At 65.9% G+C, this 25,028-nt stretch carries 26 protein-coding genes; 14 read left to right on the top strand and 12 right to left on the bottom strand.

Annotated features, from left to right (window positions below):
* The first annotated feature begins 44 nt into the window (after nt 1-44).
* Together P0086_RS00740 and P0086_RS00735 are read left to right on the top strand one after the other, a co-directional pair.
* Nucleotides 45-311, top strand: coding sequence for a DUF6460 domain-containing protein (locus P0086_RS00740; protein WP_112596162.1), 267 nt, complete (start codon nt 45-47; stop codon nt 309-311).
* Between the two features lies 1 nt (nt 312).
* Entirely contained in the window at nt 313-819 is a 507-nt protein-coding gene (locus P0086_RS00735) for a CAP domain-containing protein (RefSeq protein ID WP_275782074.1), read from the top strand.
* A gap of 67 nt (nt 820-886) precedes the next feature.
* Here P0086_RS00735 and P0086_RS00730 read toward each other — a convergent pair whose 3' ends face one another.
* Nucleotides 887-1,969, bottom strand: coding sequence for a quinone-dependent dihydroorotate dehydrogenase (locus P0086_RS00730; RefSeq protein ID WP_275782073.1), 1,083 nt, complete (start codon nt 1,967-1,969; stop codon nt 887-889).
* 1 nt (nt 1,970) lies between these two features.
* On the bottom strand, nt 1,971-2,315 hold the full coding sequence (locus P0086_RS00725) for a DUF952 domain-containing protein (RefSeq protein WP_112596170.1): 345 nt from the start codon (nt 2,313-2,315) through the stop codon (nt 1,971-1,973).
* A 115-nt stretch (nt 2,316-2,430) separates the two neighbouring features.
* Between P0086_RS00725 and P0086_RS00720 the strand changes: the two genes are divergently transcribed.
* Nucleotides 2,431-2,862 (top strand): hypothetical protein, encoded by a 432-nt coding sequence (locus tag P0086_RS00720; RefSeq protein ID WP_275782072.1) that lies wholly within the window; start codon nt 2,431-2,433, stop codon nt 2,860-2,862.
* Between the two features lie 75 nt (nt 2,863-2,937).
* Nucleotides 2,938-3,591, top strand: coding sequence for a response regulator transcription factor (locus tag P0086_RS00715; protein WP_112596175.1), 654 nt, complete (start codon nt 2,938-2,940; stop codon nt 3,589-3,591).
* Between the two features lie 88 nt (nt 3,592-3,679).
* Here the strand turns inward: P0086_RS00715 and P0086_RS00710 are convergent, their stop codons facing one another.
* On the bottom strand, nt 3,680-7,183 hold the full coding sequence (locus tag P0086_RS00710) for a PAS-domain containing protein (protein ID WP_275782071.1): 3,504 nt from the start codon (nt 7,181-7,183) through the stop codon (nt 3,680-3,682).
* A gap of 205 nt (nt 7,184-7,388) precedes the next feature.
* On the opposite strand from P0086_RS00710, the gene mscL reads away from it, so the two are divergent.
* From mscL to galE, 3 genes are all read left to right on the top strand, one after another.
* On the top strand, nt 7,389-7,820 hold the full coding sequence (gene mscL, locus P0086_RS00705; protein ID WP_112596181.1) for a large conductance mechanosensitive channel protein MscL: 432 nt from the start codon (nt 7,389-7,391) through the stop codon (nt 7,818-7,820).
* A gap of 167 nt (nt 7,821-7,987) precedes the next feature.
* The gene (locus P0086_RS00700; protein WP_275782070.1) at nt 7,988-9,154 is read left to right on the top strand and encodes a pyridoxal phosphate-dependent aminotransferase; all 1,167 of its coding nucleotides are present in this window, start codon (nt 7,988-7,990) and stop codon (nt 9,152-9,154) included.
* Nucleotides 9,155-9,224: 70 nt separating this feature from the next.
* Nucleotides 9,225-10,217, top strand: coding sequence for a UDP-glucose 4-epimerase GalE (galE, locus tag P0086_RS00695; RefSeq protein WP_112596187.1), 993 nt, complete (start codon nt 9,225-9,227; stop codon nt 10,215-10,217).
* Between the two features lie 54 nt (nt 10,218-10,271).
* On the opposite strand, the gene P0086_RS00690 is transcribed toward galE, so the two are convergent.
* The 8 genes from P0086_RS00690 to P0086_RS00655 form a co-directional block, all read right to left on the bottom strand.
* Nucleotides 10,272-10,568, bottom strand: coding sequence for a chorismate mutase family protein (locus P0086_RS00690; RefSeq protein ID WP_275782069.1), 297 nt, complete (start codon nt 10,566-10,568; stop codon nt 10,272-10,274).
* Between the two features lie 356 nt (nt 10,569-10,924).
* Complete coding sequence (locus tag P0086_RS00685; RefSeq protein WP_275782068.1) at nt 10,925-11,143, bottom strand: hypothetical protein; 219 nt, start codon at nt 11,141-11,143, stop codon at nt 10,925-10,927.
* A 295-nt stretch (nt 11,144-11,438) separates the two neighbouring features.
* A complete protein-coding gene (locus P0086_RS00680; RefSeq protein WP_148149146.1) occupies nt 11,439-11,681 on the bottom strand; it encodes a hypothetical protein in 243 nt (80 codons plus the stop codon).
* Nucleotides 11,682-11,832: 151 nt separating this feature from the next.
* Nucleotides 11,833-13,002, bottom strand: coding sequence for a M20 aminoacylase family protein (locus P0086_RS00675; protein ID WP_275782067.1), 1,170 nt, complete (start codon nt 13,000-13,002; stop codon nt 11,833-11,835).
* A gap of 1 nt (nt 13,003) precedes the next feature.
* Nucleotides 13,004-13,828 carry an ABC transporter permease gene (locus P0086_RS00670; RefSeq protein WP_148178221.1) on the bottom strand — a complete coding sequence of 275 codons (825 nt, stop codon included), beginning with the start codon at nt 13,826-13,828 and terminating at the stop codon, nt 13,004-13,006.
* Nucleotides 13,825-14,556 carry an ABC transporter permease gene (locus tag P0086_RS00665; RefSeq protein WP_275782066.1) on the bottom strand — a complete coding sequence of 244 codons (732 nt, stop codon included), beginning with the start codon at nt 14,554-14,556 and terminating at the stop codon, nt 13,825-13,827. The genes P0086_RS00670 and P0086_RS00665 overlap by 4 nt, the downstream gene beginning before the upstream one ends.
* 63 nt (nt 14,557-14,619) lie before the next feature.
* The gene (locus P0086_RS00660) at nt 14,620-15,402 is read right to left on the bottom strand and encodes a transporter substrate-binding domain-containing protein (RefSeq protein ID WP_275782065.1); all 783 of its coding nucleotides are present in this window, start codon (nt 15,400-15,402) and stop codon (nt 14,620-14,622) included.
* A 30-nt stretch (nt 15,403-15,432) separates the two neighbouring features.
* Nucleotides 15,433-16,206 (bottom strand): ABC transporter ATP-binding protein, encoded by a 774-nt coding sequence (locus tag P0086_RS00655; RefSeq protein WP_112609264.1) that lies wholly within the window; start codon nt 16,204-16,206, stop codon nt 15,433-15,435.
* Between the two features lie 246 nt (nt 16,207-16,452).
* Here P0086_RS00655 and P0086_RS00650 point away from each other — a divergent pair, with 246 nt between their 5' ends.
* From P0086_RS00650 to P0086_RS00630, 5 genes are all read left to right on the top strand, one after another.
* The gene (locus tag P0086_RS00650) at nt 16,453-17,331 is read left to right on the top strand and encodes an arginine deiminase family protein (protein ID WP_112596210.1); all 879 of its coding nucleotides are present in this window, start codon (nt 16,453-16,455) and stop codon (nt 17,329-17,331) included.
* The gene (locus tag P0086_RS00645) at nt 17,328-17,948 is read left to right on the top strand and encodes a TetR family transcriptional regulator C-terminal domain-containing protein (protein WP_112596212.1); all 621 of its coding nucleotides are present in this window, start codon (nt 17,328-17,330) and stop codon (nt 17,946-17,948) included. The genes P0086_RS00650 and P0086_RS00645 overlap by 4 nt, the downstream gene beginning before the upstream one ends.
* Before the next feature lie 16 nt (nt 17,949-17,964).
* Nucleotides 17,965-19,152 carry a pyridoxal phosphate-dependent aminotransferase gene (locus P0086_RS00640; protein WP_275782064.1) on the top strand — a complete coding sequence of 396 codons (1,188 nt, stop codon included), beginning with the start codon at nt 17,965-17,967 and terminating at the stop codon, nt 19,150-19,152.
* The gene (locus P0086_RS00635; protein WP_275782063.1) at nt 19,149-20,753 is read left to right on the top strand and encodes a 5-guanidino-2-oxopentanoate decarboxylase; all 1,605 of its coding nucleotides are present in this window, start codon (nt 19,149-19,151) and stop codon (nt 20,751-20,753) included. Before P0086_RS00640 ends, P0086_RS00635 begins: the two co-directional genes overlap by 4 nt.
* A gap of 122 nt (nt 20,754-20,875) precedes the next feature.
* Nucleotides 20,876-21,607: a DUF1003 domain-containing protein gene (locus tag P0086_RS00630; protein WP_112596220.1), complete on the top strand. Its 732-nt coding sequence runs from the start codon at nt 20,876-20,878 to the stop codon at nt 21,605-21,607.
* 430 nt (nt 21,608-22,037) lie between these two features.
* On the opposite strand, the gene P0086_RS00625 is transcribed toward P0086_RS00630, so the two are convergent.
* Nucleotides 22,038-22,418, bottom strand: coding sequence for a hypothetical protein (locus P0086_RS00625; protein ID WP_275782062.1), 381 nt, complete (start codon nt 22,416-22,418; stop codon nt 22,038-22,040).
* Between the two features lie 559 nt (nt 22,419-22,977).
* On the opposite strand from P0086_RS00625, the gene P0086_RS00620 reads away from it, so the two are divergent.
* Nucleotides 22,978-23,664, top strand: coding sequence for a tyrosine-type recombinase/integrase (locus tag P0086_RS00620; protein WP_275782061.1), 687 nt, complete (start codon nt 22,978-22,980; stop codon nt 23,662-23,664).
* 139 nt (nt 23,665-23,803) lie between these two features.
* Entirely contained in the window at nt 23,804-24,991 is a 1,188-nt protein-coding gene (locus tag P0086_RS00615) for an IS481 family transposase (RefSeq protein ID WP_275782060.1), read from the top strand.
* Nucleotides 24,992-25,028: the final 37 nt, after the last annotated feature.

Raw genomic sequence — 25,028 nt, 5'->3', positions numbered from 1 at the left:
GAGAGAGCGCCCGAAGAGGCAGGCACGAAACAGGAGCAGGCAGCATGTCGGATGGCGTCAACAGGTTCCTCGGCGATACGCCGCTTCGGATCGTCGTGAAGCTCCTGATCCTGTCGGTGGCGCTCGGCTTCGTGATGTCGGTGCTCGGCCTCTATCCCGACGACATCCTGCGCGCCGTGCGCGACTTCATCGTCAATCTCTGGGAAACCGGCTTTGCGGCGCTCGGCCGCGTCGGAGACTATCTCGTGCTCGGCGCGGTGATCGTGGTTCCGGTCTTCCTTCTCATCCGTATCCTGAGCTACAGACGCTGACATGACACTGAAGACGACGAACCCGATCCGCCGCCGGACCCTTCTTGCGACAACGGTCGGCGCAACGGCCGCGATGATCTCCGGCTGCACGAGTGTGGGCGTGATCGACACCGCTTCCGAGACGAGCGACCAGACCGGCACCACCCTTGCCATGATCAACAAGCTCAGGGCCGATCGCGGGCTGCAGCCCCTGTCGCGCGAAACGGCCGCCGCCAATGCGGCGCGCGACCAGGCGAGCCGCATGGCGGCTGCCGGCAAGATGCAGCACAACATCGGCCTCGGCGCGGATTTCGCCAAGCGGATGAAGGGCATGGAAGTGCCGCTGCCGGCGGCCGAGAACATCGCCGTCGGCCAGGACGACGCGGCCAGGGCGTTCCAGGCCTGGGTCGATTCGCCCAAGCACCTGGCGAACATGCTGGGCCCCGGCTATCGCGGTCTCGGCGTCGCCGAGGCCCGCAACCCGGCCTCCGGCAACCGCCCGTACTGGGCCATGGTGCTGTCGAGCTGATCGGCACCTGCGCCGTCGGCGGCCATATCCTCGATCCTGCCCGCAGCCCGCATCGCTGGCCTTGCCGTCACAGGCTCCGGTCGGCCCAGTGGTTCGTGCGCGTTCCGCGGATGTCGCGGATCGAGGCGAGCCGTTCGCGGTCGCAGAGCTGCGAAAGCCCCCGGACGATCGTGGCCGGAAGGCCCGGCCCCGCATAGACCATGCAGGAGTAGAGCTGGACGAGATCGGCCCCGGCGCGGATCTTTTCCGCCGCCGTCTCCGCCGAGTTCACCCCGCCGACACCGATGATCGGCAGCGCCTCGCCGACGCGCCTGCGCATCTTCGCGAGCACGGTCGTCGATTTGGCAAACAGCGGCTTGCCCGAAAGCCCGCCCGCCTCGCCCGCATGCGTCCGATCGGTGAGGCCATCGCGCGACAGCGTGGTGTTGGAGACGATCAGCCCGTCGAGGTCGTGGGCGAGCGCCACTTCGGCGATGTCGTCCAGCCCCTCCTCGGTGAGATCGGGCGCGATCTTGAGGAAGACCGGCACGCGCCGGCCCGCGCGCGCCGACTGCCCGTCGCGTGCCGAAAGCACCGCCGCAAGCAGGGCGGAAAGGCTCTCGCGCGCCTGCAGGTCGCGAAGGCCGGGGGTGTTGGGGGAAGAGATGTTGGCGGTGAAGTAGCGCGCCACGTCGTAGAAGGTGCCGATGCCGGCGACGTAGTCGGCGATCCGGTCGTCGCTGTCCTTGTTGGCGCCGATGTTGACGCCGATCATCGCTTGCCGCGAGCAGGCCTTCAGGCGCTGAAGCGCTGCGGCATGGCCCTCGTTGTTGAAGCCGAGCCGGTTGATGACCGCCTCGTCGGCCGTAAGCCGGAAGATGCGGGGCCTGGGGTTGCCGCTCTGCGGTCTCGGCGTGACCGTGCCGATCTCGGCAAAGCCGAAGCCGAGCCGGATCAAGGCTTCGGGCACCTCCGCGTTCTTGTCATAGCCGGCCGCCATGCCGAGGGGGTTTGCGAAGTCGAGGCCGGCGACCGTCTGGCGCAGCCGCGGGTCGGCGCTGAGGCCGCAGGCGGGCACCAGCCCGCTGCGCAGTGCGGTGATCGACAGCCCGTGCGCGGTCTCGGGATCGAACAGAAACAGCCCCTTGCGGGCGAGATCGGCGAGCGCCATGTCAGTTCATCTCCGGAAAGAGGTGCGCGCCGTCGGGGCCGAGCGGCAGCGGCTTCTCCCAGAGCACGGCATCGAGCGGCAGCGACCCGTAGAGATGGGGAAAGAGCTGCCCGCCGCGGGAGGGCTCGTAGACGAGCGCGTCGCCGAGCGATGCACCGTCGACCGCCACCAGCAGCAGGTCCGTCTGCCCGGAAAAGTGCTTTTCCGCCGTCTCCTTCGCCTGGGCCGCGGTGGAGAAGTGGATGAAGCCGTCGGCAAGGTCTACCGGCGCACCCTCGAAGCTGCCCTTCTGTCGGGCGGATTGCCACAGACTCGCCGGAACGATCTTGTATACTGTATCGGACATGGGCGTGCTTTTCCTCTTCGCGGGGCGGCCGTTTCGGACCAAGCGCTTGCCGCATTGCGGCGGGAATGTCACGGACAAATTCGTTTGCCGGTATCGTTTTCGAGGAGGATGTCGCATGCGCAAACTGGTCGCCGGCCTGGCCTTCCTGTTGCCGGTGCTGCTGTCGGGGTCCGCTCTTGCCGAAGGGGAGGGGCGCTATCAGATGGAGCGGACGGGGGAGGGCTTCGTGCGTCTGGACACTGTCACCGGCGAGGTGTCGCTTTGCCGGGAGACCTCCGGCCAGATCGCCTGCCGCATGGCCGCCGACGAGCGGGCGGCGTTCGAAGAGGAGCTCGATGCGCTCTCCAGGCGTGTGGAAGCGTTGGAAAAGGCGCAGAAATCGCCGCTTTGGGACGACAAACCGCGCCTGCCCACGGACGAGGAGATTGACCGGACCATGGGCATCATGGAAAGAATGATGCAGCGCTTGATGGCGATCGTGAAGAACCTGGAGGGCGAGGAGGAGAAGACCGCCCCCCAGGAGCAGCCGCTGCCGGAAAAGACCTGAGCGCTGATGCGCCTTCTTGTGGCGCGGCGCGTGCCGGCGGAGCCATCATGACAGTGCTCTTGGGAGGGAGCCCGCATGACAGGATTGACGATCATCATCGCAGATGACCATCCCCTCTTCAGAGGGGCGCTCCGGCAGGCGCTGCTCGGATGTGGCAGTGAAACTGTGATTGTCGAGGCCGGGGATTTCGATGCGGCCCGGACGTCCGCCACCCAATGTCCCGATGCCGACCTCATGCTGCTTGACCTGTCGATGCCCGGCGCCAGCGGCCTTTCCGGCCTGATCACGCTGCGCGCCGAGCATCCGGGGTTGCCGGTGGTCATCGTTTCCGCCCGCGACGATGCGGCTACGATCCGGCGTGCGCTGGATCTCGGCGCGTCCGGCTTCATTTCCAAATCCGCCTCGATCGAGGAGATCCGCGAGGCGATCGCGGTCGTTCTCGAGGGCAATATCTACACGCCCGGCGGCTACCAGCGCGGCCCCGAGCAGGATGCGGAGATCGGCGACCTGATCAACCGGCTGCGGACACTGACGCCGCAGCAGTCGCGCGTGCTGTCGATGCTGGCCGAGGGCCTGCTCAACAAGCAGATCGCCTACGAGCTCGGCGTGTCCGAGGCCACCATCAAGGCGCATGTGTCGGCGATCCTCCTGAAGCTGAACGTCGACAGCCGGACACAGGCCGTCATCCAGCTCGGCAAGATCGGCGCGACGCCGGCGGCCGCCGCCTGACGCCATTTCCGGCGGACGTCTGATGAAGGCGGTCCGCCGTCGTTCCACGCTCGCTTGCACCTGATATCGGCGCGCCGGCCGAAATCGGCTATTCGGCCGCCACTTTTCCGAGGTTAGCCAGTCGCGTCAGCCAGGCCCGCATCGAGGCGGGGCGGACCGGCTTGTTCTGCACGACGATGTCCTTCCCTTCCGCCAGCGCCCGCACCTCGGCGGACCGGTCGGCGGTGACGAGCAGGCTCGGCAGTTCCGCGCCGAGGGCGGCCCGCACCCGGTCGATCGCCTCGATGCCCGTGCCGTCGCCGAGATGGTAGTCGGCGATGACCCCGTGGAAGGCCGGCCGCGCCTCCTCGAGCAGCGCCGTCACCGCGGCGATGGAATCGGCCGTGACGACTTCGCAGCCCCACCCCGAAAGCAGCAGCCGCATGCCTTCGAGGATCTTCGGCTCGTTGTCGATGCACAGCACCTTCAGGCCGCGCATGGGCTTTACGGCTGGCGCGGCCGGCCCCGGCGCCGAGCCCTTGCGGCCGGCAGCGCTGGTATCGATCGCAACCCCCACCTTGAAGCTCGTGCCCCTTCCCGGCGTCGACTGCAGGTCGACGGGGTGGCCGAGGACGCGTGCGATGCGATCGACGATGGAGAGCCCGAGCCCGAGCCCCGGCGCCGTCCGGGCGCCCTCGTCGAGCCGGGCGAACTCCTTGAAGACGGTGCGGAATTTCGACGAGGGAATGCCGATGCCGGTGTCGTAGACCTGGATGGAGGCGGTGTCGCCCTGCCGGCGCACGCCCACCAGGACCTTGCCGCTGTTGGTGTACTTGATCGCGTTCGAGACGAGGTTCTGGACGAGCCGGCGCAGCAGGTTGGGATCGCTGCGCACCGCGACCGATGTCGGCATGATCTTGAGCGTGAGGTTCTTGGCGCGCGCGATCGGCGCGAAGTCCGTCTCGATCCGCCGAAGCAGATCGTCGAGCTGCACCGCCTGGAACCGTGGCTTCATCGCTCCCGTATCCAGTCGCGAGATGTCGAGCACCGCCCCCAGGATCGCCTCGACCGAATCCAGCGAGGAATCGATGTTGTGCACCAGCGCGCCGTTGTCGGAATCGCCGAGCCGCTCGACGAGGGACGAGGAATAGAGCCGGGCCGCGTTCAGCGGCTGCAGGATGTCGTGGCCGGCCGCGGCGAAGAAGCGGGTCTTGCCGAGATTTGCCTCTTCCGCCGCCGCCCGCGCCTCCGCCAGTTCCCGGTTGACCCGGGTCAGCTCCGCGGTGCGCTCGGCCACGCGCATTTCCAGCGTCTCGTTGGCGAGCTTCAGCGCCCTATCCGCCTCCACGCGCTCGGTGATGTCGGTGAAGGTCGCCACGAACCCGCGTTCCGGCATGGCGTTCGACAGGACCTCGACGATGCGCCGCCCGCCGGAGAGCACCAGCTGGAACGGCTGTTCGAAGTTGCGCACACCGTCCAGGATCGCCCGTCGCTCGCCTGATGCGATGTGCCGCTCGGCAACGAGGATGTCGATCATGTCCGTGAGCGCGAACCCGACCTGGCCCACCTGTTCCGGCAGGTCCAGCAGTTCCCGGAAGCGGCGGTTCCAGACGGTGAGGTTGCCGGAACTGTCGAAGACGGCGATTCCCTGGTCCATCTGCCCGAGCGCGGTCTGGAGCATGCCCTGGTTGTACTGCAGAGCCTCGCTGGCCTGATCGAGCAGCCAGCTCGTGTCGGCGGAGGTCTCGTCGATCCGCTGCAGCGTCAATGACAGCACGAGGCGGGCGGAGGAGGAGCCGATGGCGCTGCCCAAAACCTGCTCGGAGAAGTGCACCAGCGCGATGTCGGCCGGCGCATGGTCTTCGAGCCAGCGCCCCGCCTGGCGCTCGTAGCTGTGGAAGGAGCGCTCGGTCCGTTCCTCGCCGAGATAGGTGGCGACCGTGCTCTTCAGGTCGCGCACGGTCACCTTGGTCTTGCTGCCGCGAAAGGCCCGTTCCAGCTGCGGCCGCGAGCGGATGAAGATATTGGCCTGCAGGCGCTCGATGTTGGTGGTGTTGCGCGACAGCGAGCCGATGACGAAGGCTGCGACGTTGACGAGCAGCGACAGGACGGATGCCGCGACCAGCGGGTCGGCCTGCGGGCCGGAGAGCACGCTGGCGCCCGGCACCAGGAAGCCGAGCACCGCCGACGCGATCCCGGAATTGTCGCTGACGCCGAGGCTCGGCAGGAAGAGGAGGTATGCCCAGACGACGAGCCCACAGATCATCCCGGCGATCGCCCCGCGCGCGTTCGCATGGCGCCAGACGAGGCCGCCGATGAGGGCGGGGGCGACCTGGGCGACGGCCGCAAACGCCAAGAGGCCGATCGAGGCGAGACCGGCACTGGAGGTCGAGAACCGGTAGTAGGCGTATCCCAGGAGCAACACGAAGAAGATCGCCAGCCGCCGGATGCGCAGCAGCGTCTTTGTCAGGTCCTCATGCGGCTCGCCGCGTCCGATCAGATTGCGGCGGAGCACCACGGGGATGACGATGTCGTTCGAGATCATGATCGAGAGCGCCACGCATTCGACGATCACCATCGCGGTGGCCGCCGAGAAGCCGCCGATGAAGGAGACGAGCGTCAGCGTCGGCTGCCCCTGCGCCAGCGGCAGCGCCAGCACGTAGAGGTCGGCATCCCCGAGGCCCTGGAAAGCGATGACGCCGCCGATTGCGACCGGCAGCACGAAGAGGTTGATGGCGATCAGATAGAGCGGAAAGAGCATGCCGGCGGTGCGCAATTCGCCCGCGGTCCGGTTCTCGACCACGGTGACGTGGAACTGGCGCGGCAGGATGACGATGGCAAAGGCCGACAGCACGATCAGCAGCAGCCAGCGCGCGATCGGCGTCTCGTGCGTCAGGGCCGCGGTCACCTGCGCGCTCTCGGCCGCCCGCAGCCACAGGTCTCCGAGCCCGTCGAACATGAAATAGACGACGTAGATGCCGACGGTGGCGAAGGCGAGCAGCTTGACGACCGATTCCATCGAGATCGCCAGGATCAGGCCGTCCTGGTGCTCCGTCGCGTCCGTGTGCCGCGTGCCGAAGACGACGGCGAAGCAGGCGAGGAACAGCGACACGATCAGCGGCAGGTCCAAGAACGTCTGGCTGTCGTCGAAGCCGTAGTCGTAGAAGTCGACCACGACCTTCACCGAACTCGACACGGCCTTCAGTTGCAGCGCGATGTAGGGGATCGCGCCGATCAGGGCGATCAGCGCGACGATCGCGGCAACGCCCGGGCTCTTGCCGTAGCGCGCGCCGACGAAGTCGGCAATCGAGGTGAGGCGCTCGGACTTTGCCAGATCGACGATCCGCCGGATCAGCGGCAGGCCGAGCGTGAACATCAGGATCGGGCCGATATAGATGCCGAGGAACTCCAGACCGTGGGCGCTCGCGAGCCCGACGCCGCCGAAATAGGTCCAGGACGTGCAGTAGATCGCAAGGCTCAGCGCATAGACAAGCGGCCGCCCGCGACCGGTGGCGTCCGAGCTGCGCGCCTTGCGGTCGCCGTAGGTCGCCACCGCAAACAGCAGCAGGAGATAGGCGAAGGCCGCGGCGAAGATGGTCCAGCCTGGCAGCATGCGTCCTCCGGAAAACGACGGCCCCCTCCCGGCCGCCAAAAACACCATAGGCCATTAAAACGACAAAGAAAATCGGGGGCGGGTCTTGACTTGAGCCTCATTGCGGAAAGGTGGTTGCGGTATGGTGGAGGAACGCGTCCGGGTGGTTCCATTCGCCGAAGATCTAAATTACGCTGGCATTGTCATCCAGCAGGAGGAGAAGGGAATGCTCAACGAGTTCAAGGAGTTCATCGCCCGCGGCAACGTGATGGATCTCGCCGTCGGCGTGATCATTGGTGCAGCCTTCAGCAAGATCGTCGATTCGGTCGTCAACGACCTCGTCATGCCGATTGTCGGCGCCCTGACGGGTGGCGGCTTCGACTTCTCGAACTACTTCCTGCCGCTGTCCGCCAACGTCACGGCGAGCACGCTGGCCGCCGCGCGCGAACAGGGTGCGGTCTTCGCCTATGGCAGCTTCATCACGGTGCTGATCAACTTCCTCATTCTGGCATGGATCATTTTCCTGATGATCAAGGCGGTGAACCGCGTGCGCGCAAGCGTCGAAAAGAAGAAAGCCGCCGAGGCTGCGCCGCCGCCGGCCGACGTGGCCCTGCTGACGGAAATCCGCGACCTCCTGAAGTCCCGGCCGACGGTCTGACACCCTCCGGGCCCCGGCATATATCGCCGGGGCCGGCCCCCTTCCATCACCGAAATCGATCAGAACGTCAGAGAAACTGGCGTGATCGGGCCATCGAATCCCGCTAAGGGTTGCCCGAACGGATGGCGCGCCGTTGCCGGCGCTGCCACGGCTCTGATGGAGACACGATGGACATTCTCGGCAATCTGAGCCCGCGCGCGCTGAATGCGCCGGAAAGCGGCATCGTCGAACTGGTCAACTATGCCCGCGGCCGCGACGGCCTGATCCCGCTCTGGGTCGGCGAAGGGGACCTGCCGACACCCGGCTTCATCTCCGACGCGGCGATGGCGGCGCTCGAGGCCGGCGAGACCTTCTACACCTGGCAGCGCGGCATCCCGGAGCTGCGGCAGGCGCTGTCGCGCTACTACGAGCGCCATTTCGGCCACGCACTGTCGCCCGAGCACTTCTATGTGGTCGGTTCCGGCATGCAGGCGATCCAGCTGACGCTGCAGGCGATCGCCTCGCCCGGGGACGACATCGTCTATCTGACGCCGGCCTGGCCGAACCTCGCCGCCGCAGCGGAGATCGCGGGCGTCCGGCCGCTCGCCGTTCCGCTCCGCTTTTCCGAGGGGCGCTGGCAGCTCGACCTCGATCGGCTGGAGGCGGCGATCACGCCGAACACGAAGGCCCTGTTCGTCAACACGCCGTCGAACCCCACTGGCTGGACGGCGACCCGGGACGATCTGCGCGCGATGCTGCGGATCGCCCGGAGGCGGGGCCTCTGGATCATGGCCGACGAGATCTATGCGCGCTATTTCTACGCCGGCGGCAGGGCACCGTCCTTCCTCGACGTGATGGAGGACGGCGACCGGGTCATCTTCGTCAATTCGTTCTCGAAGAACTGGTCGATGACGGGCTGGCGCGTCGGCTGGATCGTGGCGCCGCCGCAGATGGGGCAGGTGATCGAGAACCTCGTGCAGTATTCGACGTCCGGCGTCGCCCAGTTCATGCAGAAGGGGGCGATCGCCGCGCTCGACGAAGGGGACGCCTTCGTCCAGGCCAATATCGACAAGGCGGCGCGCGCCCGCGACCTTCTCTGCGACGCCCTGATCGCCACCAACCGGGTGGAGACGCTGAAACCGGACGGCGCCATCTACGCCTTCCTCAAGATCGACGGCGTCACGGACTCGCGCCAGGCGGCGCTCGACATCGTCGACAAGACGGGCGTGGGCCTTGCGCCGGGCACGGCCTTCGGCGAGGGCGGCTCGCTCTTCATGCGCGCCTGCTTCCTGCGCAACACGGCGCACGTGGAAGAAGCGGCAGGAAGGCTGGCGCGCTATATCGCGGCCCTCTGATCGCCACAATTGCGTCTTCGTTACGATCACGCTCTTATGCGGCGGCATCAACAGATTCGGAGACAGCTGAATGGCGGTACTGGTAACGGGCGGAGCGGGCTACATCGGCTCGCACATGGTCTGGGCGCTTCACGACGCGGGCGAGGAGGTGGTGGTCGTCGACCGGCTGTCCACCGGGTTCCGCTGGGCGATCGCGCCGGAGGCCCGCTTCTACGAGGGCGATATCGCCGATCGGGAGCTGCTGAAGAAGATCTTCGCCGAGAACGCGGTCGACGCGATCATCCATTTCGCTGGTTCGATCATCGTGCCGGAATCGGTCGCCGACCCCCTGAGCTACTACGAGAACAACACGGTCAAGTCGCGCGCGCTGATCGCCGCGGCCGTCGAGGCGAAGGTGCCGCATTTCGTCTTCTCCTCCACCGCCGCCGTCTACGGCACGCCGCAGACGGCCGACCCGGTCGAGGAAACCGCGCCGCTGAGCCCGGAATCGCCCTACGGTTCGTCGAAGCTGATGACGGAGATCATGCTGCGCGACACCGCGCTCGCGCATGACTTCGCCTATACGGCGCTGCGCTATTTCAACGTCGCCGGCGCCGATCCGCGCGGGCGCACCGGCCAGTCGACCAAGGGGGCGACGCACCTGATCAAGGTCGCCTCGGAAGCCGCGCTCGGCAAGCGTCAGGGCATGGACGTTTACGGCACCGACTACGCCACCCCCGACGGCACCTGCGTGCGCGACTACATCCACGTCTCCGATCTCGCCAACGCGCACCTGAAGGCGCTGGAGCGCATGCGCGCCGGCGGCGGATCGATCGTCGCCAATTGCGGCTACGGACGCGGCTTCTCTGTTCTCGAAGTGCTGAACCGGGTCAAGGAAGTCTCCGGCGTCGATTTCCCCGTGCGCATCGCCGGCCGCCGCCCAGGCGATGCCGTCTCGATCGTCGCCAATCCGGCCGTCGCGATGAAGGAACTGAACTGGCGGCCGCAATACGACGATCTCGCCTTCATCGTGCGCACCGCGCTCGATTGGGAGGAGCATCTCGGCCGTCGCAACCAGGTCTGACGACGGCAGGGCAGCGGCGGGCGCGTCCCGCCGCGCAAGCATCTTCCGCCGGCGCTATCGGCCGAGCGTCTGTTCCTCGTGTTCGATCGAGTGGCGAATGAGCTGCGCCCAGAGCGTGTCGTAGAAGTCGCCGTCGAGACCGCGCGCCTGTGCGTTCTCGCGGGCATTGTTGCGGACTTCCTCGACCCGCGCGGGAATGTCGGCCTTCAGGCCCAGTTCGGCCTTGATCTCGGCGGCGCGGCCGATGAAGGTCCAGCGTTCGGCAAAGAGGTCCATCAGCGCGCGGTCGATCCGGTCGATGTTCTCGCGAATTTCCGCCATGGTCCGGCAATCGGCTGCTTTTTCGGGCATTCCCGTCTCCGCTTCCCTGCAAACGTCGGTCCGCCGCCGCGGACTTCGCGGTTGGCTGTAACAAAGCGGAGGCGGGGAGGAAAGACGAAAGCGCCACGGGGCGGCGCTGTGCCACATACGGGCCGCGCGAAATTCAGGGAGGGTGCGGTCCTGTTCCTGTCTTCCGGCGGTCCCGTATGCTGGCAAGGAGAGTTCTACGGCCTGAAGCTTGAGTGAACCTTAAATTAAAAATCGCTAATAGGTTGTGCCGGATTGAAGAGGCTTACCTTAGGTGAGGCGAGGCGGCGACAGCGCATTCGCCAGCGTCCGCGTGCCGTGGGCGCGAGGGTCATGAAGGGGGTAACGCCGCTGCGCCGCTATTTCCGCGCCTGCGGGAGGCAACGCCGTCCGTCGGGCAAGACCACGATGCGGCACGGCACGCGCCTGGCCTGCGCTTCGGCCTCGGACTGGAACAGGCTGGGGTCCGGCCACTGATCGACGCGGACGAAATGGGGCAGCCCGAAGCTGGCCGGGAACGCCATCGCCATCGTGGCCGACATCGCCAGGATGGCGGCGGAAAAGACAAGTGCTCTCATGTCGAGATCCTCGGATCAAAGGTCCCATTCGATCCTCAAGCCCACCGCCATATATGGGGGCCGATCTCGGTATTTTAAGATATGCTAATATAAATAGTTCAACCGCGATGGAGAGCGTATCGCAAGGCCGCCGCGGCACGCGCATTCGCGTTCCAGTCCCGGTCAGGCGCTGATGTCGCCTTTGCAGGGCCGATCGCCCGATATGTTTGCGGGAGCGGCACCGATGCCGCGATGAGGCGCTCCCCGCCTGACCGCCCGCCGCATGGGCGGTCATTGGGGGGATCGGTTGTTCGGGCTAGTCCTTGCGGATGCCCTCTTCGGTAGGCTTGGCGGAAGGGTCGACGCAACGCCGAACGGTCTTGACGCCGAACTTGCAAATTTGTGGCTCGACGGAACCGGTGACGGTCTGGTCGATCATGCTCTCATTGGACGCAACGATCGGATCACCGAACCGTGCGCGATCAAAGTTACCAAGGGCTGCGAATGCACTAGAGGCCGCAACGGCCATGACAGCGATCGATACAACGAATGTCTTCATCTTGAGGTCCTCTGATTGCGGGTAACATCGGACATCCTCGTGCATGCAAAAATATCATATGGGGCGCCGGGCCTGTGTGTTAAGTGGCCCCTGCCGAAAAATCGTCACATTTTGTTAATGGCTCGTTCGAGCACGCCGCAGCTGATTCGCTTCAGGCCGGCTTCAGGTAGCTTTCGGCCACTTCCGTCCAGAACGCGGCGCCGATCGGCAGCAGATCATCGTTGAAATTGTAACCCGGATGGTGGAGGGGCCGGTCCTTTTCGGAGGTCTTGGCGCCGAGGAAGAAGTAGCTGCCGGGACGCTCCTTCAACATATAGGCGAAGTCCTCGCTGCCCATGAAGGGGCGGGCGAGATCCACCACCTTGTCCGCCCCAGCAAATCGAATGGCGATGTCCCGCAGAAGGTCAGTCTCGGTCTTGTGGTTGATGGTGGCGTCGTAGCTGCGCAGGTAGTCGATGGTGGCCGACATCGCGTAGCTCTCCGCCTGGCGCTCGGCAATCAGGCGTATGCGCCGCTCCAGTTCGTCACGCACGTCCGGATCGAAGGATCGGATGCCGATGACCAGCTCGGCACGGCCGGGAATGATGTTGCTGGCGGTGCCCCCGTGAAAGGATCCGACCGTGACCACGGTCGGATCGAGCGGGTGGATGTTGCGGGAGACGATCGTCTGCAGGGCCATCACGATCGAGGCGCCGGCAACGATCGGGTCTGCGGTTTCCTGCGGCTCGGCGCCGTGTCCGCCGATGCCGTTGACCGTGATGCGCGCCTCGTCGACGGCGGCCATGATGGCGCCTTCGCGAAAGGCGAACTGGCCGAAGGGCAGGGCCGGCTCGTTATGGAGCGCGAAGACGGCGTCGCAGGGGAACCGGTCGAACAGACCCTCCTCCACCATGATCTTCGCGCCACCGAAATTCTCCTCGGCCGGCTGGAAGATCAGGTGCACGGTGCCGTCGAAGTTCCGCCGCTCGGCGATCGCGCGGGCCGCCCCCAGGAGCATCGTCGTGTGCCCGTCATGGCCGCAGGCATGCATCAGGCCGGGCGTCCGGCTGGCATAGGGCAGGCCGGTCTCCTCCAGGATCGGCAAGGCGTCGATATCGGCGCGAATGCCGATCGAACGCCGGCTGGTGCCGTTCGAAAGCGTTGCCACGAGCCCCGTCTTGGCCAGCCCCCGCGTGACCTTGTAGCCGTAGCCCTCGAGATGGCGGGCGATCAGATCCGACGTGCGCACCTCCTCGAGCCCCAGCTCCGGATGGGCGTGCAGGTCCTGGCGGATGGCGGCGAGCTCCGGCATGGCGTTGGTGAGGGAAGCGCGTACGGTCATGTCAGGCACCACGGGTTGGGATCTTGTTTTCGAGCGTGCGGAACGCCACGACGAGAATGGCGGTCAGGCACAGATAGATGAGCGCCAGAAACAGGAGCGGCTCGTAGGTCAGATAGGTCGTCTGCCGGATCTTCGAAATCACCGCGTAGACGTCGACGACGGTGATCGTCGCCACCAGCGGCGTCGATTTCAGCTGCAGAACCGTCTCGCCGTTCAGCGTCGGCAGTGCCCGATGGACCGCGCGCGGGAGCCAGATGCGCCGGAAGACCTTCCACCGGCTCATGCCGTAGGCCCGCGCGGCTTCGAGTTCGCCGGCCGGAACGCCGGCGAAGGCGCCGCGCATGACCTCGCCCTCGTAGGCGGCAAAGGAGATCGTCAGTGCGGCGACGCCGTAGGGCCAGGCCTCGCGCAGATAGGGCCAGAGGAAGGACTGGCGGATCTCCGGGTACTGCGGAAAGAGTGAGCCGAGGCCATAGTAGAGCAGCCACAGCTGCAAGAGCAGCGGCGTGCCGCGGATGACGGTGCAGAAGCCCTTGGCCAGCATCTTCAGCGGCCAGGGGCCGGTGACCTGCACCAGCCCCAGCGGGACGGCGAAGAGGAAGCCGAGGCTGGCGGTGCTGAACAGCATCAGGAGCGTCACCCAGACGCCCTGCGCCAGCCGGCCGGCATATTCGGGCAGCCAGTCCCAGCGCATGAACCAGGCGATGCAGAAGACCATGACGGCGGCGATGGCAATCAGCGCGATGCGGTGGGGCTTGAGAAGATCCCGTCCGCTCGGAAGGTCGGTCAGCGCGGTGACCTCGATGGTGCTGCTCTCGCCGCTCATGCCGCGGCCGCCATGCCGCGCCGGGCGCGGGCTTCGATGATGCGGATGACGACGTTCGAGACCAGCGTCAGCGCCAGGTAGAGCGCGCCGGCGGCGCAGAAGAAGAGAAGGTAGGCCTTGGTGCTGCCGGCCGCCTGCCGGGTCACCAGCGTCAGTTCGCTGAAGCCGACGACGGCGAGAAGGGCGGTGTCCTTCGTGGCGATCAGCCAGAGGTTGGACAGGCCGGGGATGGCATGCGGCAGCATGGCCGGCAGGGTGATGCGCCGCATGATCTGGGCAGGCGACATGCCGTAGGCGCGGGCAGCCTCGATCTGCCCGTCCGGCACGGCCTTGATCGCCCCGCGCAGCACCTCGGTCGAATAGGCGCCCTGCACGACGCCGATGACGAAGATGCCGGCCGCAAGGCCGCTGATGTCGACGGGGCCGTAGCCCATCGCCGCCAGCATCTGGTTGAGCAGGTCCGTCCCGGCATAATAGAGCAGCAGGATCAGGACGAGTTCCGGAATGGCCCGGACGAGGGTGGTATAGACCTCGAGCAGATCCTTCAGCACGGGTCCGCCATAGAGCTTGCCGAAGGCGCCGCCGGTCCCGAGCGCGAGCCCGACCGCATAGCCGCCGACTGCGATCTTGATCGAGTTCACAAGGCCGCCCAGGAGCACGCCGCCCCAGCCGGGCGGCGACAGCGCCAGGAGGCTCCAGTCGATCAAGGTTCCAGGATCTGCGGCCATGTCACTCTAGTCCGGAAGGGGATGAAGCCGGCGGGATCGCCGCCGGCCCGGCTCGAGGCGCGATCAGCCGCCGTAGATGTCGAAGTCGAAGTACTTCTTGGAGAACGCGTCATAGGTGCCGTTGGCGCGGATCGCCTTGATCGCGGCGTTGATCTTGTCCTTCAATTCGGTCTCGCCCTTGCGCAGCCCGACGCCCACGCCGGCGCCGAGGATTTCCGGGTCGTCCTTGACGTTGCCCTTGTGCTCGCAGCAGTCCTTGCCCTGGTCCGACTGTAGGAACGCGTCCAGCGCGATGGCGTCGGCCTGCACGGCGTCGACGCGGCCGGCGGCCAGGTCGTTGTTGGCTTCGTCCTGGGTCTGGTATTCCTTGACCGTCGCGCCGGCGCCGCCGAAGTACTTGTCGGCGTAGGCCTGATGGATGGTCGCGACCTGGACGCCGATGGTCTTGCCCGCAAGGCTCTCCGGCGTGGCGTCGAAGGCGACGCCCTTGGGGCCGATGATGCCGGTGGGCGTGTTGTAGTACTTGTCGGAGAAGTCGATCGTCTTCAGCCGTTCCGCGGTGATCGACATCGAGCCGACGATCATGTCGATCTTGTTGGTGGTCAGCGCCGGAATGATGCCGTCCCAGGCGACCGGGGTGATGACGCAGTCGAGCTTGGCCTCGGCACAGATCGCCTTCATGAAGTCCACTTCCCAGCCTTCCCAGTTGCCGGAGGCGTCGGGCGAGGCGAACGGCGGATAGGGCTCGGCGGCAAAGCCGACCTTGATCTGCTCGGCCATGGCGCCGGTGACACCGGCAAAGCCGATGACGGCGGCAAGTGCGATCGTCTTCAGTGCAGTCTTCATGTTTTTTCCCTCTGTTGGTTTTTGGTATTTTCAGTGGATGGAGCTGATGAACTTCTTCAGCCGCTCCGATTTCGGCGCCCCGAAGATCTCCTCCGGCGGTCCCTGCTCCTCGATGACCCCGTTGGCCAGGAACACGATGTGGTTGGCGACGTTGCGGGCGAACTTCATCTCGTGGGTGACGAGGATCATCGTGCGCTTCTCCTTCGCCAGGTCGCCGATGACGCTCAGCACCTCCCCCACGAGCTCGGGATCGAGCGCCGACGTGGGCTCGTCGAACAGCATCACGTGCGGCTGGACGGCGAGCGCCCGGGCGATCGCCGCGCGCTGCTGCTGGCCGCCGGACAGGAAGGCGGGATAGGCGTCGCGCTTCTCAAACAGGCCGACGCGGCGAAGGATCGTCTCGGCCCGCTCGATCGCCTCGGCCCTGGCCACGCCGAGCACGTGGACGGGCGCCTCGATGACGTTCTGCAGGATCGTCATGTGCTGCCAGAGATTGAAGCTCTGGAAGACCATGCCAAGGCGGGAGCGGATGCGCTGCACCTGCCGGCGGTCGGCGGGCATGAGGCCGCCACGGCCGTCCTTCTTCATGGCGATCTGCTCGCCATGGATGGTCACCGTCCCTGCGCTCGGCAGTTCCAGCATGTTGATGCAGCGAAGAAAGGTGGACTTGCCCGATCCGGAACCGCCGATGATGGCGATGACGTCGCCTTCCCGTGCGGTGAGGGAAACCCCCTTGAGGACCTCGAGCGGTCCGAAGCGCTTGTGCAGGTTTTCGACTGCGATTGCCTCGGCGCGATCCGTCATCGGATGGTCTGCTCCGACGCGCGGCACAAATGAGCCTGGCTCATGCCAATTCTTCCCCTGTTGTCTTCTGCAACCCGTCCTTGCGGCAGGCTGCTTTGCTTCGCGCGGCCATCTTCGCAGCCGTCGCTTCCTTCCATTGACACCATCGTTGCACTTGTGGCGTAGTTGTTCAAGCGTATAATAATACGACCGTCGGCTTTTTGTTCGGCCCCGTCAAAACACTGTTTGCAATCAAAGGAGTAGCGGATGTCCGCTTTCGGTTCCCAGGAGATGTCGGCTTCGTTGCTGCGCGTTTTGATGCGTCGTCCCGGCCCCAGCCTCGTATCGGCGGACCCGGCGAAATGGCACTACGGACCGACCTTCGACGGGCACAAGGCGGTGCGCCAGTATGCGGAATTCGCCCGCCTTGTGGAAAAGTCCGGAACCGAGATCATCTGGCTCGAGGACGACGGCGACGGCCTCGCCGACGCGATGTTCACGCACGACCCCTCGCTGATGTCCGACCACGGCGCCATCCTCCTGCGCATGGGCAAGCCGCTGCGCGTCAACGAGACGGAACTGCATGAGAAGGCCTATGCCGAGCGTCAGATTCCGATCCTCGGACGCATCGAGGCGCCCGGCACCGTCGAGGGCGGCGACTGCATCTGGCTCGATGCGAAGACGCTCGTCGTCGGCCGCGGCGTCCGCACCAACCAGGAAGGCATCGACCAGCTCTCGCGGATGCTCGCGCCGCACGGCATCTCCGTCTTGGCCTACGACCTGCCGCTCTGGCAGGGCGAGGAGGCCTGCCTGCATCTGATGAGCGTGATGAGCCCGCTTGCCGGCGACCTGGCGCTGGTCTTCGCGCCGCTCCTGCCGGCCGCCTTCTACCAGCTCCTGAAGGCGCGCGGCATCCGGCTGATCGAGGCGCCGGCGGACGAGTTCCATGCCAGCAACGGCCTGAGCCTCAATGTCCTGCCGGTCCGGCCGAACGAGGTGATCATGGTGGCGGGCTTCCCGAAGACGAAGGCGGCGATGGAGGCGGCCGGCTGCGCGGTGGAGACCTTCGAGGCGGACGCGCTCTGCATCGCCTGCGAGGGCGGTCCGACCTGCCTGACCCGGCCCGTCCTGCGGCGGGCGGCATGAGTCGCCGCTCCTTCCATCGCGCGCCCGAGGCGGAGCGCCGCCACGACCTCATCGAGGCGACGCTGGACTGCATCGCCGAGGCCGGGCTGCAGGGGGCGACGGTGCGCCAGATCGCGATCAAGGCGGGCGTCACGGCGGGGCTGATCCGGCACTACTTCACCTCCAAGGAGCAGATCCTGCAGGAGGCCTACCGTGTCGTGATCGCGCGGCTGACGGAGAAGGCCGAACGGGTGACGGGCACCCCCGACGAGCGCCTGCGCTCGTTCATCGTCATCAACCTGACCGAACCCGTCGCCAACAGCCGCAGCCTGTCGCTCTGGGCCTCGTTCATCAGCCGCGTCAGCGTCGACCCGGAACTCGCGGCCATCCATCGCGAGGGCTATCTCGGGTTCCGCAACGCGCTGGAAGGACTGCTGGCGGATTTCCTGGCGTCGAGGGGCCTCGATGCCGCGCCGGCGCGCTGTCGGTCACTGGCGATCGCCATCAACGGCCTGCTCGACGGTCTCTGGCTGGAAGGCTGCCTGGCCGGCGAACTGTTCGAGGAAAGCGAGCTGGTCTCGACCGCGCTTTCCTCCATCGAGGCGCTGATCGGCCAGCCGATCGCGCCGGCAGCATAAGAACGGGGAGAAGACTATGCGCTACGCATCCATCACCGAGAGACTGGCGAGCCTGGGGTCGGAGAAATGGGCCGTCCATGTCGAGGCGCGCCGGCGCAGGGACAGGGGCGAGCCCATCATCGAGCTGACGATCGGCGAGCCCGACCTGCCGCCGCACCGGAGCCTGCTCGAGGAGGCGACGCGTGCGATGCATGCCGGCCGCTATCGCTATTCGAACGGCCGGGGCGAGCCCCAGGTGGTCGACGCGCTCGTGCGCAAATACGCCAGGCGCCGCCCGGACGTGACGAGCGCCAATGTCCTCTGCTTTCCCGGCACCCAGACGGCCCTCTTCGCCGTCATGCTCGGGCTGGTGGAGAAGGGCGATGCCGTCCTGGTCGGTGATCCGCTCTATGCGACCTACGAGGGCGTGATCCGTGCCACCGGGGCGGAGCAGGTGACCGTGCCGCTGCGCCCGGAACGCGGCTTTCACATGCAGGCGGAGGATCTCGAGAAGGCGATCACGCCGCAATGCCGCGTCCTTCTCTTGAATACGCCGCACAATCCGACCGGAGCCGTGCTGACCGCCGCCGAGATTGCCGCGATCGGCGAGGTCTGCCGCCGGCATGACCTTTGGATCGTCTGCGACGAGGTCTACGAGGAACTGGTGTTCTCCGGTTCCTTCGCATCCCCCTTCGACGATCCCGGACTCGCCGAGCGGACGATCGTCTGCTCGTCGATTTCCAAGTCGCACGCCGCCCCCGGCTTCCGCAGCGGCTGGGCGGTCGGGCCGGCGGAGTTCGCAAGCCGGCTGCTTGCGGTCTCCGAGACCATGCTGTTCGGCGTGCAGCCCTTCATTGCCGACATGACGGCATATGCGTTGAACAATCCGATCGACACCTCGGCCCGGATGCGCCAGTCCTACCGGAGCCGCGCCGACAGGATCGTCGCCGGGCTGGCCGACGCACCCGGTCTGATGCCGATCCCCCCGGAGGCCGGCATGTTCATCGTGGTCGACGTATCCGGCACCGGCATGAGCAGCGAGGCCTTCGCCTGGGCGCTCCTGGACGAAGAGCAGGTCGCCGTCATGCCGGGTTCCGCCTTCGGCGACGGCGCCGACTTTGTCCGCATGAGCCTCACCGTGCCGGACGAAAAGATCGACGAGGCCTGCCGGAGAATGTCGGCGCTCGCCGGCCGCTCGGGCTTCAGGAAGGAATTGCGCGCATGAGCAGGGAAAAGACGGTCGGCGAAGCAATGGTCGATCTCCTCGAGGCCAACGGCGTCGAGGCGGTGTTCGGCATTCCGGGTGTGCACACCGTCGAGCTCTATCGCGGCCTCGCGGCCTCGAAGATCCGGCACATCACGCCGCGCCACGAACAGGGGGCGGGCTTCATGGCCGACGGCTATGCGCGGGTCACCGGCAAGCCGGGCGTGGCGCTGGTGATCACCGGCCCGGGCCTGACCAACACCATCACCGCGATGGCCCAGGCACGGCAGGATTCCGTGCCGATGCTGGTGATCTCCGGCGTCAACCGCCGCAACTCGCTCGGCCACGGCCGCGGGCTCCTGCATGAACTGCCGGACCAGGCGGCGATGATGAAGAGCTTCGCGCTCTATTCGCACACGCTGGCCGATCCGGGCGACCTGCCCTCGGTGATCGCCCAGGCCTTCTCCGTCATGGGCTCGGCGCGTCCGGGGCCGGTGCATATCGAGATTCCGACCGACGTCATGCCCCTGCCGGCAGGCGAGATCGCGCTGAAGGCGACGCGGGCGCCGCGCCCGAGCCCGGATCCGGCGACGCTGAAGGAGCTTGCGGCCTTGTGCGACCGCTCCAGCCGGATCGTCCTGATGTGCGGCGGCGGGGCTGCGTCCGCCGACGAGGCGGTGACGGCGCTCGCCGGGCGGCTGGACGCGCCGGTGGTCCTGACCACCAATGCCCGTGGCATGCTCGCCGGCCATCCGTTGCGCGTACCGGCGAGCCCGAGCCTGAACGCCACCCGCGCGCTGATCGCCGATGCCGATCTCGTCATCGGTCTCGGCACCGAGATGGGGCAGACCGACTACGACATGTATGCCACCGGCGCGCTGCCGGCGATGCGCCGCTTCGTGCGCGTCGACATCGACGCCCAGCAGCTCGCCCGCGAGCCGCGCGCCGAGCTTCCCGTGCTCTCGACGGTCGAGGCCGCCGCCGTCGCCCTGCTGCCGCTGGTGAAGGCCCATGACGGGGACGGCGCGGCGCGGGCGGGCAGGGCGCGCGAGGCCGCCTTCGAAGAGCTGACGCCGAAGATCCGCACCGAGATCGGCGTGATCGGCATGGTCTATGCGGCGCTGCCGGATGCGATCGTCGTCGGCGATTCCACCCAGGCGGTCTATGCCGGCAATCTCTATCTCGACGTCGCCCGCCCCGGCTCCTGGTTCAATGCCGCGACCGGGTTCGGCGCGCTGGGCTACGGCCCGCCGGCGGCGATCGGCGCTGCGATCGGCGCCCCCGATCGCCCGGTCGTCTGCCTGACCGGCGACGGCGGCTTCCAGTTTTCGCTGGCCGAGATCGGTTCCGCTGCCGATGCCGGCGCCAGGGTCGTCTTCCTCGTCTGGAACAATGACGGCTACCAGGAGATCGAGAACTACATGGTCGAGTGCGGGATCGAGCCGGAAGGCGTCAGGCCGTCCGCCCCCGATTTCCTCGATATCGCCAGGGCCTACGGCCTGCCGGCCGTGCGTCTCTCCGATGTCGGCGAGCTCGCCGAAGCCCTTCGCGCCGCGGCAAGCCGCAACGGCCCGAGCCTGATCGAGATCCATCAGACCCGCACCCGGGGCGCGACGGCCTGACAGCCCTCAGGTGCCTCCTGCCCCGTGGCGGCGGTTGCCGCCGGGCGGGCCGGCGCTATAGTCTGCGTCGGGTTCAGAGCCTGCCGAGCGGGCGGGCTCGCGGTGATGGAGATGGGCTGCCGATGGGACGAAACGGATCGGCCGCGCGCACGCGGATGCAGACCTGCGCCGTCTGCGGAAAGCTCTTTCCGTCCGGCAGGCTCTATCATGCATCCTCCATCCGCCCGGGCATTTTCGAGCTGATCCGCCGCGACGTGGGCGAGGGCTGGAACGCGGGCAGCCACATCTGCGGCCCCGACCTGTCGCGCTATCGCCGCCGCTATGTGGCCGACCTGCTGGAGGAGGAACGTGGGGAGCTCTCCGACCTCGACCGGCAGGTGCTCGAAAGCTTCGAGAGGGGCGTCTCCTCGGTGCATGCCAGTGCGGCCGGCCTTAAGAAGGACTTGGAGGGCGAGACGCTCGGCCAGCGCGCCGCGGACCGTGTGGCCGCCTTCGGCGGCTCCTGGGGCTTCATCATCACCTTCGTCGTCGTCCTTCTCGGCTGGATGACGATCAACGTCATCGGCATCCTCGGCGGCGGCTTCGACCCCTATCCCTTCATCCTGCTCAATCTCGTCCTTTCCTGTATTGCCGCGCTCCAGGCGCCGGTGATCATGATGAGCCAGCGGCGGCAGGAGGAGAAGGATCGTCTCCGGGCGGAGAACGACTACATGATCAACCTGCGCGCCGAGCTGGAGATCCGGCAGCTGCACGACATGATCGAGCACCAGATGGCGCATCAGTGGGAGCGCCTGGCCGAACTGCAGCAGATCCAGATCGAGCTTCTGGAGGATCGCCGGCCACCGAGGCCCTAGTCTAGGGGCTGTGTCCGTGGCGGTGGAACCCTATGGAGCGGGCTGCGTTCCCCTTGATCCGGCCATCATCCGGTCCGTCTCCAGGTCAGGCCCTACGGCAGGCATAAAAAAGCCGGCGGGCGGACCCGCCGGAATTGGCTCGGTCTCCAATCCGAGCAGGTGCAGTGACAAGCACCTGCAAATAGAACGTTCGGAGCCCCCTTTTTGTTCCGCAGGGCACTGCGGGAAATACTCACGTCTGCGTGAGGCTCGGCGGGATCGGCGCCCGGCCTGCCGGCTGCTGCCGGCAGCGGCAGGGCCGAAGCGGAGGCCGCCTGGCGCCGGCTCGGCGACGCCTTCCTCGAGTTGCCTCGCCATCCGGATCAGGGGACGCCCTGGGCGCTCGAGCAGTTCGGGCCGCCGTCGAGGGGAGTCGGGCGGCGATAGCTACTCACCATTCAGAGCTGCCACTGCCTCTGGAATATTCACGCCGGTCACGTTTTCCCCGACTGCGATCGCCATCAGGAAGCCTCACTGGGATGGCGAACGCAATGCGATTTGCTCTGCCTGCCTTGTGCTCACCTCCACCTTCAAGACCAACTCCGAACACCTTCAGATTAGCGCCGCCCTTTCCGGACGTCTCTGCTGATACGGCAACGTCAAACTCCACCAACGTAAACGTCCCGTAGGTTCCTGCCGCAAAAACATTCTTCCCTTCGGGAACTCCTAAATTCTCGGCGTTGATGTTGTCTCCGCCCTCCGCGGCCTGAGCTTGTTTCACTCCCTCAAGGATTTGCTGAAGGCTGGCTGCAACGAAGTCTTTGAGATCCACAATGCTTCTCCTTCCCTTTTCAAAGTGGGCTGCCGTCGACGTGCTCAGTTCATGAGGCCGAGCTTAAAAGTCAAATGAGAGTTGTCGCGGCACGGACCGGAAATGAGCACATACCTGTTCAAGACGGCCGAGCCTGAAGCGAACGTAAGCCCTCACTTTGACGACCTTGGACTTCAGCGTGCTTGACATGCCTTCGTCTCCTTTCTTTCAAAGCAGGAGTAAGCCTGCCACTCGCAATCCCGTGAATTCAGGATCGTGTCCCATTTGAGTGCGGCGCGAAGCCGATGTCAGAAAGTAGCCGACGGCAACCCATATGAACGATCACTGATTCGCGCTCCGATTGTCCAGCGCATGTGATTCTATTCGACCTTTCCACAAGGGGCCTCAATGAAATCGACCATCACAGCCTCGCGTTGGCCGGAGGATCGCCTACCGAGAATCGATTGCCTTTACCACCGCATTAGTCGCGATCGCGCCCAGTCGGTTCGCCTGAGCCCAGCGAATAAACGACGGCAACCAAGACAGATCGGCACCTGCAGCGGCGGCTAGGTGAAGGAAGATGTCGGGGCGTTCTTTAAAGAATAGCCACACCCTGTCGACGACCGATGTGACCATTGAGCTGCCGGCGAGAAAGGGTTGGCTTTCCAAGGTCAAATGCGTGCGCAAGCCGACCGACGCGCCGGAAGCCAACCGCCCGTGGTTGGATGCCGAACGGGAAGCGGTCTCTACGGCACTGCCAGCCCATATGCGGCTGCCTGTGGCGCTGATGATGTACTGCGGCTTGGATCCGCAGGACGCGCTCTCCTTGCCTCGTACAGCCGTTTCCGCTGGCAAGCTGGATACTCGGCGCGGAAAAACCGGCGTGCCTGTGTGGGTGCCGCTCTCGCAGCCCGTAGTGGATGCCATTGCAGTGGAACCGGAGCACAGTGCAATGACGCTGTGTGCAAACAGCTACGGCAAGCCATGGGCGGGGTCCGGCTTTCGCGCGTCTTGGCGTCCCATCCGCCAGAAGCTAGAGGAGGATGGCAGCGTGCAGCCGGGGCTGACGCTCAAAGGCTTGCGCCATACCGTGGCGACAATTCTCCGCGAGATGGGCAAAGACTACGGTGCCATCGCAGAGATGCTCGGTCAGAAGGCCAAGCACTATTCCCGTCGTGCAGACATGTCGAAGAAGATGGCGGAAACCATCGGCGACTTCGAGGCCGAAGTAAACAGAAGGAAAACGGGAAACGTCCAAAAGGCGTGAAAAGCGTCTAGGGAGTGACACTATGCAACGAAGACAAGGAGCTAAAACTTTAAGAATACCAAGCGGTGCCCGACCTGAGAGATAGGTGACAGAACGTACCGGACACATGGGTAACACTTCCCGCTTTGGGGAGGTGTTGATGCCGTGGAGAGAAAGTTCGGTGATGGAGGAACGTCTTCGATTTGTCGCCCGGCTTCTGGAGGGCGAGAGCATGAGCGATGTGTGCCGTTCGTTCGGCATTTCGCGCAAGACCGGCTACAAGATCTTCAACCGCTACAAGGACGATGGCCTGGAGGCGCTGACGGACCGGTCCCGACGGCCGGTGCGCTATGCCAACCAGTTGCCCGAGCCGGTCGAGGCGATGATCGTGTCGGCCAAGAAGAACAAGCCGCATTGGGGGGCCCGCAAGATCCGGGAACTTCTGGTGAGGCGCCTTTCCGGCGACGTGCGCATTCCCGCCAAAAGCACGGTGCACGCCGTTGTCGACCGGCACGGGCTGGTCGCCCATGCCCGCAGGCGGCGCCGCTTCCGGGCCGAGGGGACCGTCCTGTCGGAGGCGCTTCTGCCGAACGCGCTCTGGTGTGCCGACTTCAAGGGCGAATTCAAGCTCGGCAACGGGCAATACTGTTACCCGCTGACGGTCACCGACCAGGCCTCGCGCTTCCTGCTTTGCTGCGAAGCCTTCGAGTCAACCCGCGAGATGGCGGTCTTCGACGCCTTCCGCCGGCTGTTTGCCGAGCGCGGCCTGCCCGACGCCATCAGAAGCGACAACGGCCTGCCCTTCGCCTCGCCCAACGGCCTCTACAACCTCTCGAAGCTGTCGGTGTGGTGGCTCAGGCTCGGCATCGCGCTCGAGCGCATCAGGCCGGGCCGTCCGCAACAGAACGGCCGGCATGAGCGCATGCACCTGACGCTGAAGAAGGAGGCGACGCGGCCGCCCGGTAAAAACATTCTCCAGCAGCAGGCCCGCTTCGACGCGTTCGTCAGAGAATTCAATCACGAGCGACCGCACGAGGCGCTCAACATGAAGGTACCGGCCGATCTTTATGCCGCTTCGTCACGCCCCTATCGCGGCCTGCCGGAGATCGACTATCCCTTCCACGATCGGGACGCGCTGGTCACCAATTGCGGCCGCATCTGCATCTATCGCAAGAAGATCAACATCTCGACCGTGCTCGCCGGTCAGAAGCTCGGGATCAAGGAGGTCGACGACGGCATTTGGCTCATAAGCTTCATGCACTATGATCTGGGCTATATCGACCTGGAGCAGAGGACCTTGCAAACCATCGACAACCCGTTCGGCACGAGGTTGTCACCCATGTCTTAGGTACGTTCTGTTACCTATGTCTCCGGGTCGGACACGG

Source organism: Mycoplana sp. MJR14 (assembly GCF_029210525.1).
Taxonomy (GTDB): domain Bacteria; phylum Pseudomonadota; class Alphaproteobacteria; order Rhizobiales; family Rhizobiaceae; genus Mycoplana.
This window is presented reverse-complemented; position numbering and strand designations above follow the sequence as displayed.

What these genes read in the sequence shown, in the direction of transcription:
- P0086_RS00675 (WP_275782067.1), bottom strand. Translation starts at nt 13,002, where the DNA reads ATGACCGTACGCGCTTCCCTCACCAACGCCATGCCGGAGCTCGCCGCC.
- P0086_RS00655 (WP_112609264.1), bottom strand. Translation starts at nt 16,206, where the DNA reads ATGACGGATCGCGCCGAGGCAATCGCAGTCGAAAACCTGCACAAGCGC.
- galE (WP_112596187.1), top strand. Translation starts at nt 9,225, where the DNA reads ATGGCGGTACTGGTAACGGGCGGAGCGGGCTACATCGGCTCGCACATG.
- P0086_RS00645 (WP_112596212.1), top strand. Translation starts at nt 17,328, where the DNA reads ATGAGTCGCCGCTCCTTCCATCGCGCGCCCGAGGCGGAGCGCCGCCAC.
- P0086_RS00720 (WP_275782072.1), top strand. Translation starts at nt 2,431, where the DNA reads ATGCGCAAACTGGTCGCCGGCCTGGCCTTCCTGTTGCCGGTGCTGCTG.
- P0086_RS00650 (WP_112596210.1), top strand. Translation starts at nt 16,453, where the DNA reads ATGTCCGCTTTCGGTTCCCAGGAGATGTCGGCTTCGTTGCTGCGCGTT.
- mscL (WP_112596181.1), top strand. Translation starts at nt 7,389, where the DNA reads ATGCTCAACGAGTTCAAGGAGTTCATCGCCCGCGGCAACGTGATGGAT.
- P0086_RS00620 (WP_275782061.1), top strand. Translation starts at nt 22,978, where the DNA reads ATGTCGGGGCGTTCTTTAAAGAATAGCCACACCCTGTCGACGACCGAT.
- P0086_RS00630 (WP_112596220.1), top strand. Translation starts at nt 20,876, where the DNA reads ATGGGACGAAACGGATCGGCCGCGCGCACGCGGATGCAGACCTGCGCC.
- P0086_RS00735 (WP_275782074.1), top strand. Translation starts at nt 313, where the DNA reads ATGACACTGAAGACGACGAACCCGATCCGCCGCCGGACCCTTCTTGCG.
- P0086_RS00660 (WP_275782065.1), bottom strand. Translation starts at nt 15,402, where the DNA reads ATGAAGACTGCACTGAAGACGATCGCACTTGCCGCCGTCATCGGCTTT.
- P0086_RS00700 (WP_275782070.1), top strand. Translation starts at nt 7,988, where the DNA reads ATGGACATTCTCGGCAATCTGAGCCCGCGCGCGCTGAATGCGCCGGAA.
- P0086_RS00670 (WP_148178221.1), bottom strand. Translation starts at nt 13,828, where the DNA reads ATGAGCGGCGAGAGCAGCACCATCGAGGTCACCGCGCTGACCGACCTT.
- P0086_RS00740 (WP_112596162.1), top strand. Translation starts at nt 45, where the DNA reads ATGTCGGATGGCGTCAACAGGTTCCTCGGCGATACGCCGCTTCGGATC.
- P0086_RS00730 (WP_275782073.1), bottom strand. Translation starts at nt 1,969, where the DNA reads ATGGCGCTCGCCGATCTCGCCCGCAAGGGGCTGTTTCTGTTCGATCCC.
- P0086_RS00690 (WP_275782069.1), bottom strand. Translation starts at nt 10,568, where the DNA reads ATGCCCGAAAAAGCAGCCGATTGCCGGACCATGGCGGAAATTCGCGAG.
- P0086_RS00635 (WP_275782063.1), top strand. Translation starts at nt 19,149, where the DNA reads ATGAGCAGGGAAAAGACGGTCGGCGAAGCAATGGTCGATCTCCTCGAG.
- P0086_RS00725 (WP_112596170.1), bottom strand. Translation starts at nt 2,315, where the DNA reads ATGTCCGATACAGTATACAAGATCGTTCCGGCGAGTCTGTGGCAATCC.
- P0086_RS00685 (WP_275782068.1), bottom strand. Translation starts at nt 11,143, where the DNA reads ATGAGAGCACTTGTCTTTTCCGCCGCCATCCTGGCGATGTCGGCCACG.
- P0086_RS00615 (WP_275782060.1), top strand. Translation starts at nt 23,804, where the DNA reads ATGCCGTGGAGAGAAAGTTCGGTGATGGAGGAACGTCTTCGATTTGTC.
- P0086_RS00710 (WP_275782071.1), bottom strand. Translation starts at nt 7,183, where the DNA reads ATGCTGCCAGGCTGGACCATCTTCGCCGCGGCCTTCGCCTATCTCCTG.
- P0086_RS00665 (WP_275782066.1), bottom strand. Translation starts at nt 14,556, where the DNA reads ATGGCCGCAGATCCTGGAACCTTGATCGACTGGAGCCTCCTGGCGCTG.
- P0086_RS00715 (WP_112596175.1), top strand. Translation starts at nt 2,938, where the DNA reads ATGACAGGATTGACGATCATCATCGCAGATGACCATCCCCTCTTCAGA.
- P0086_RS00680 (WP_148149146.1), bottom strand. Translation starts at nt 11,681, where the DNA reads ATGAAGACATTCGTTGTATCGATCGCTGTCATGGCCGTTGCGGCCTCT.
- P0086_RS00640 (WP_275782064.1), top strand. Translation starts at nt 17,965, where the DNA reads ATGCGCTACGCATCCATCACCGAGAGACTGGCGAGCCTGGGGTCGGAG.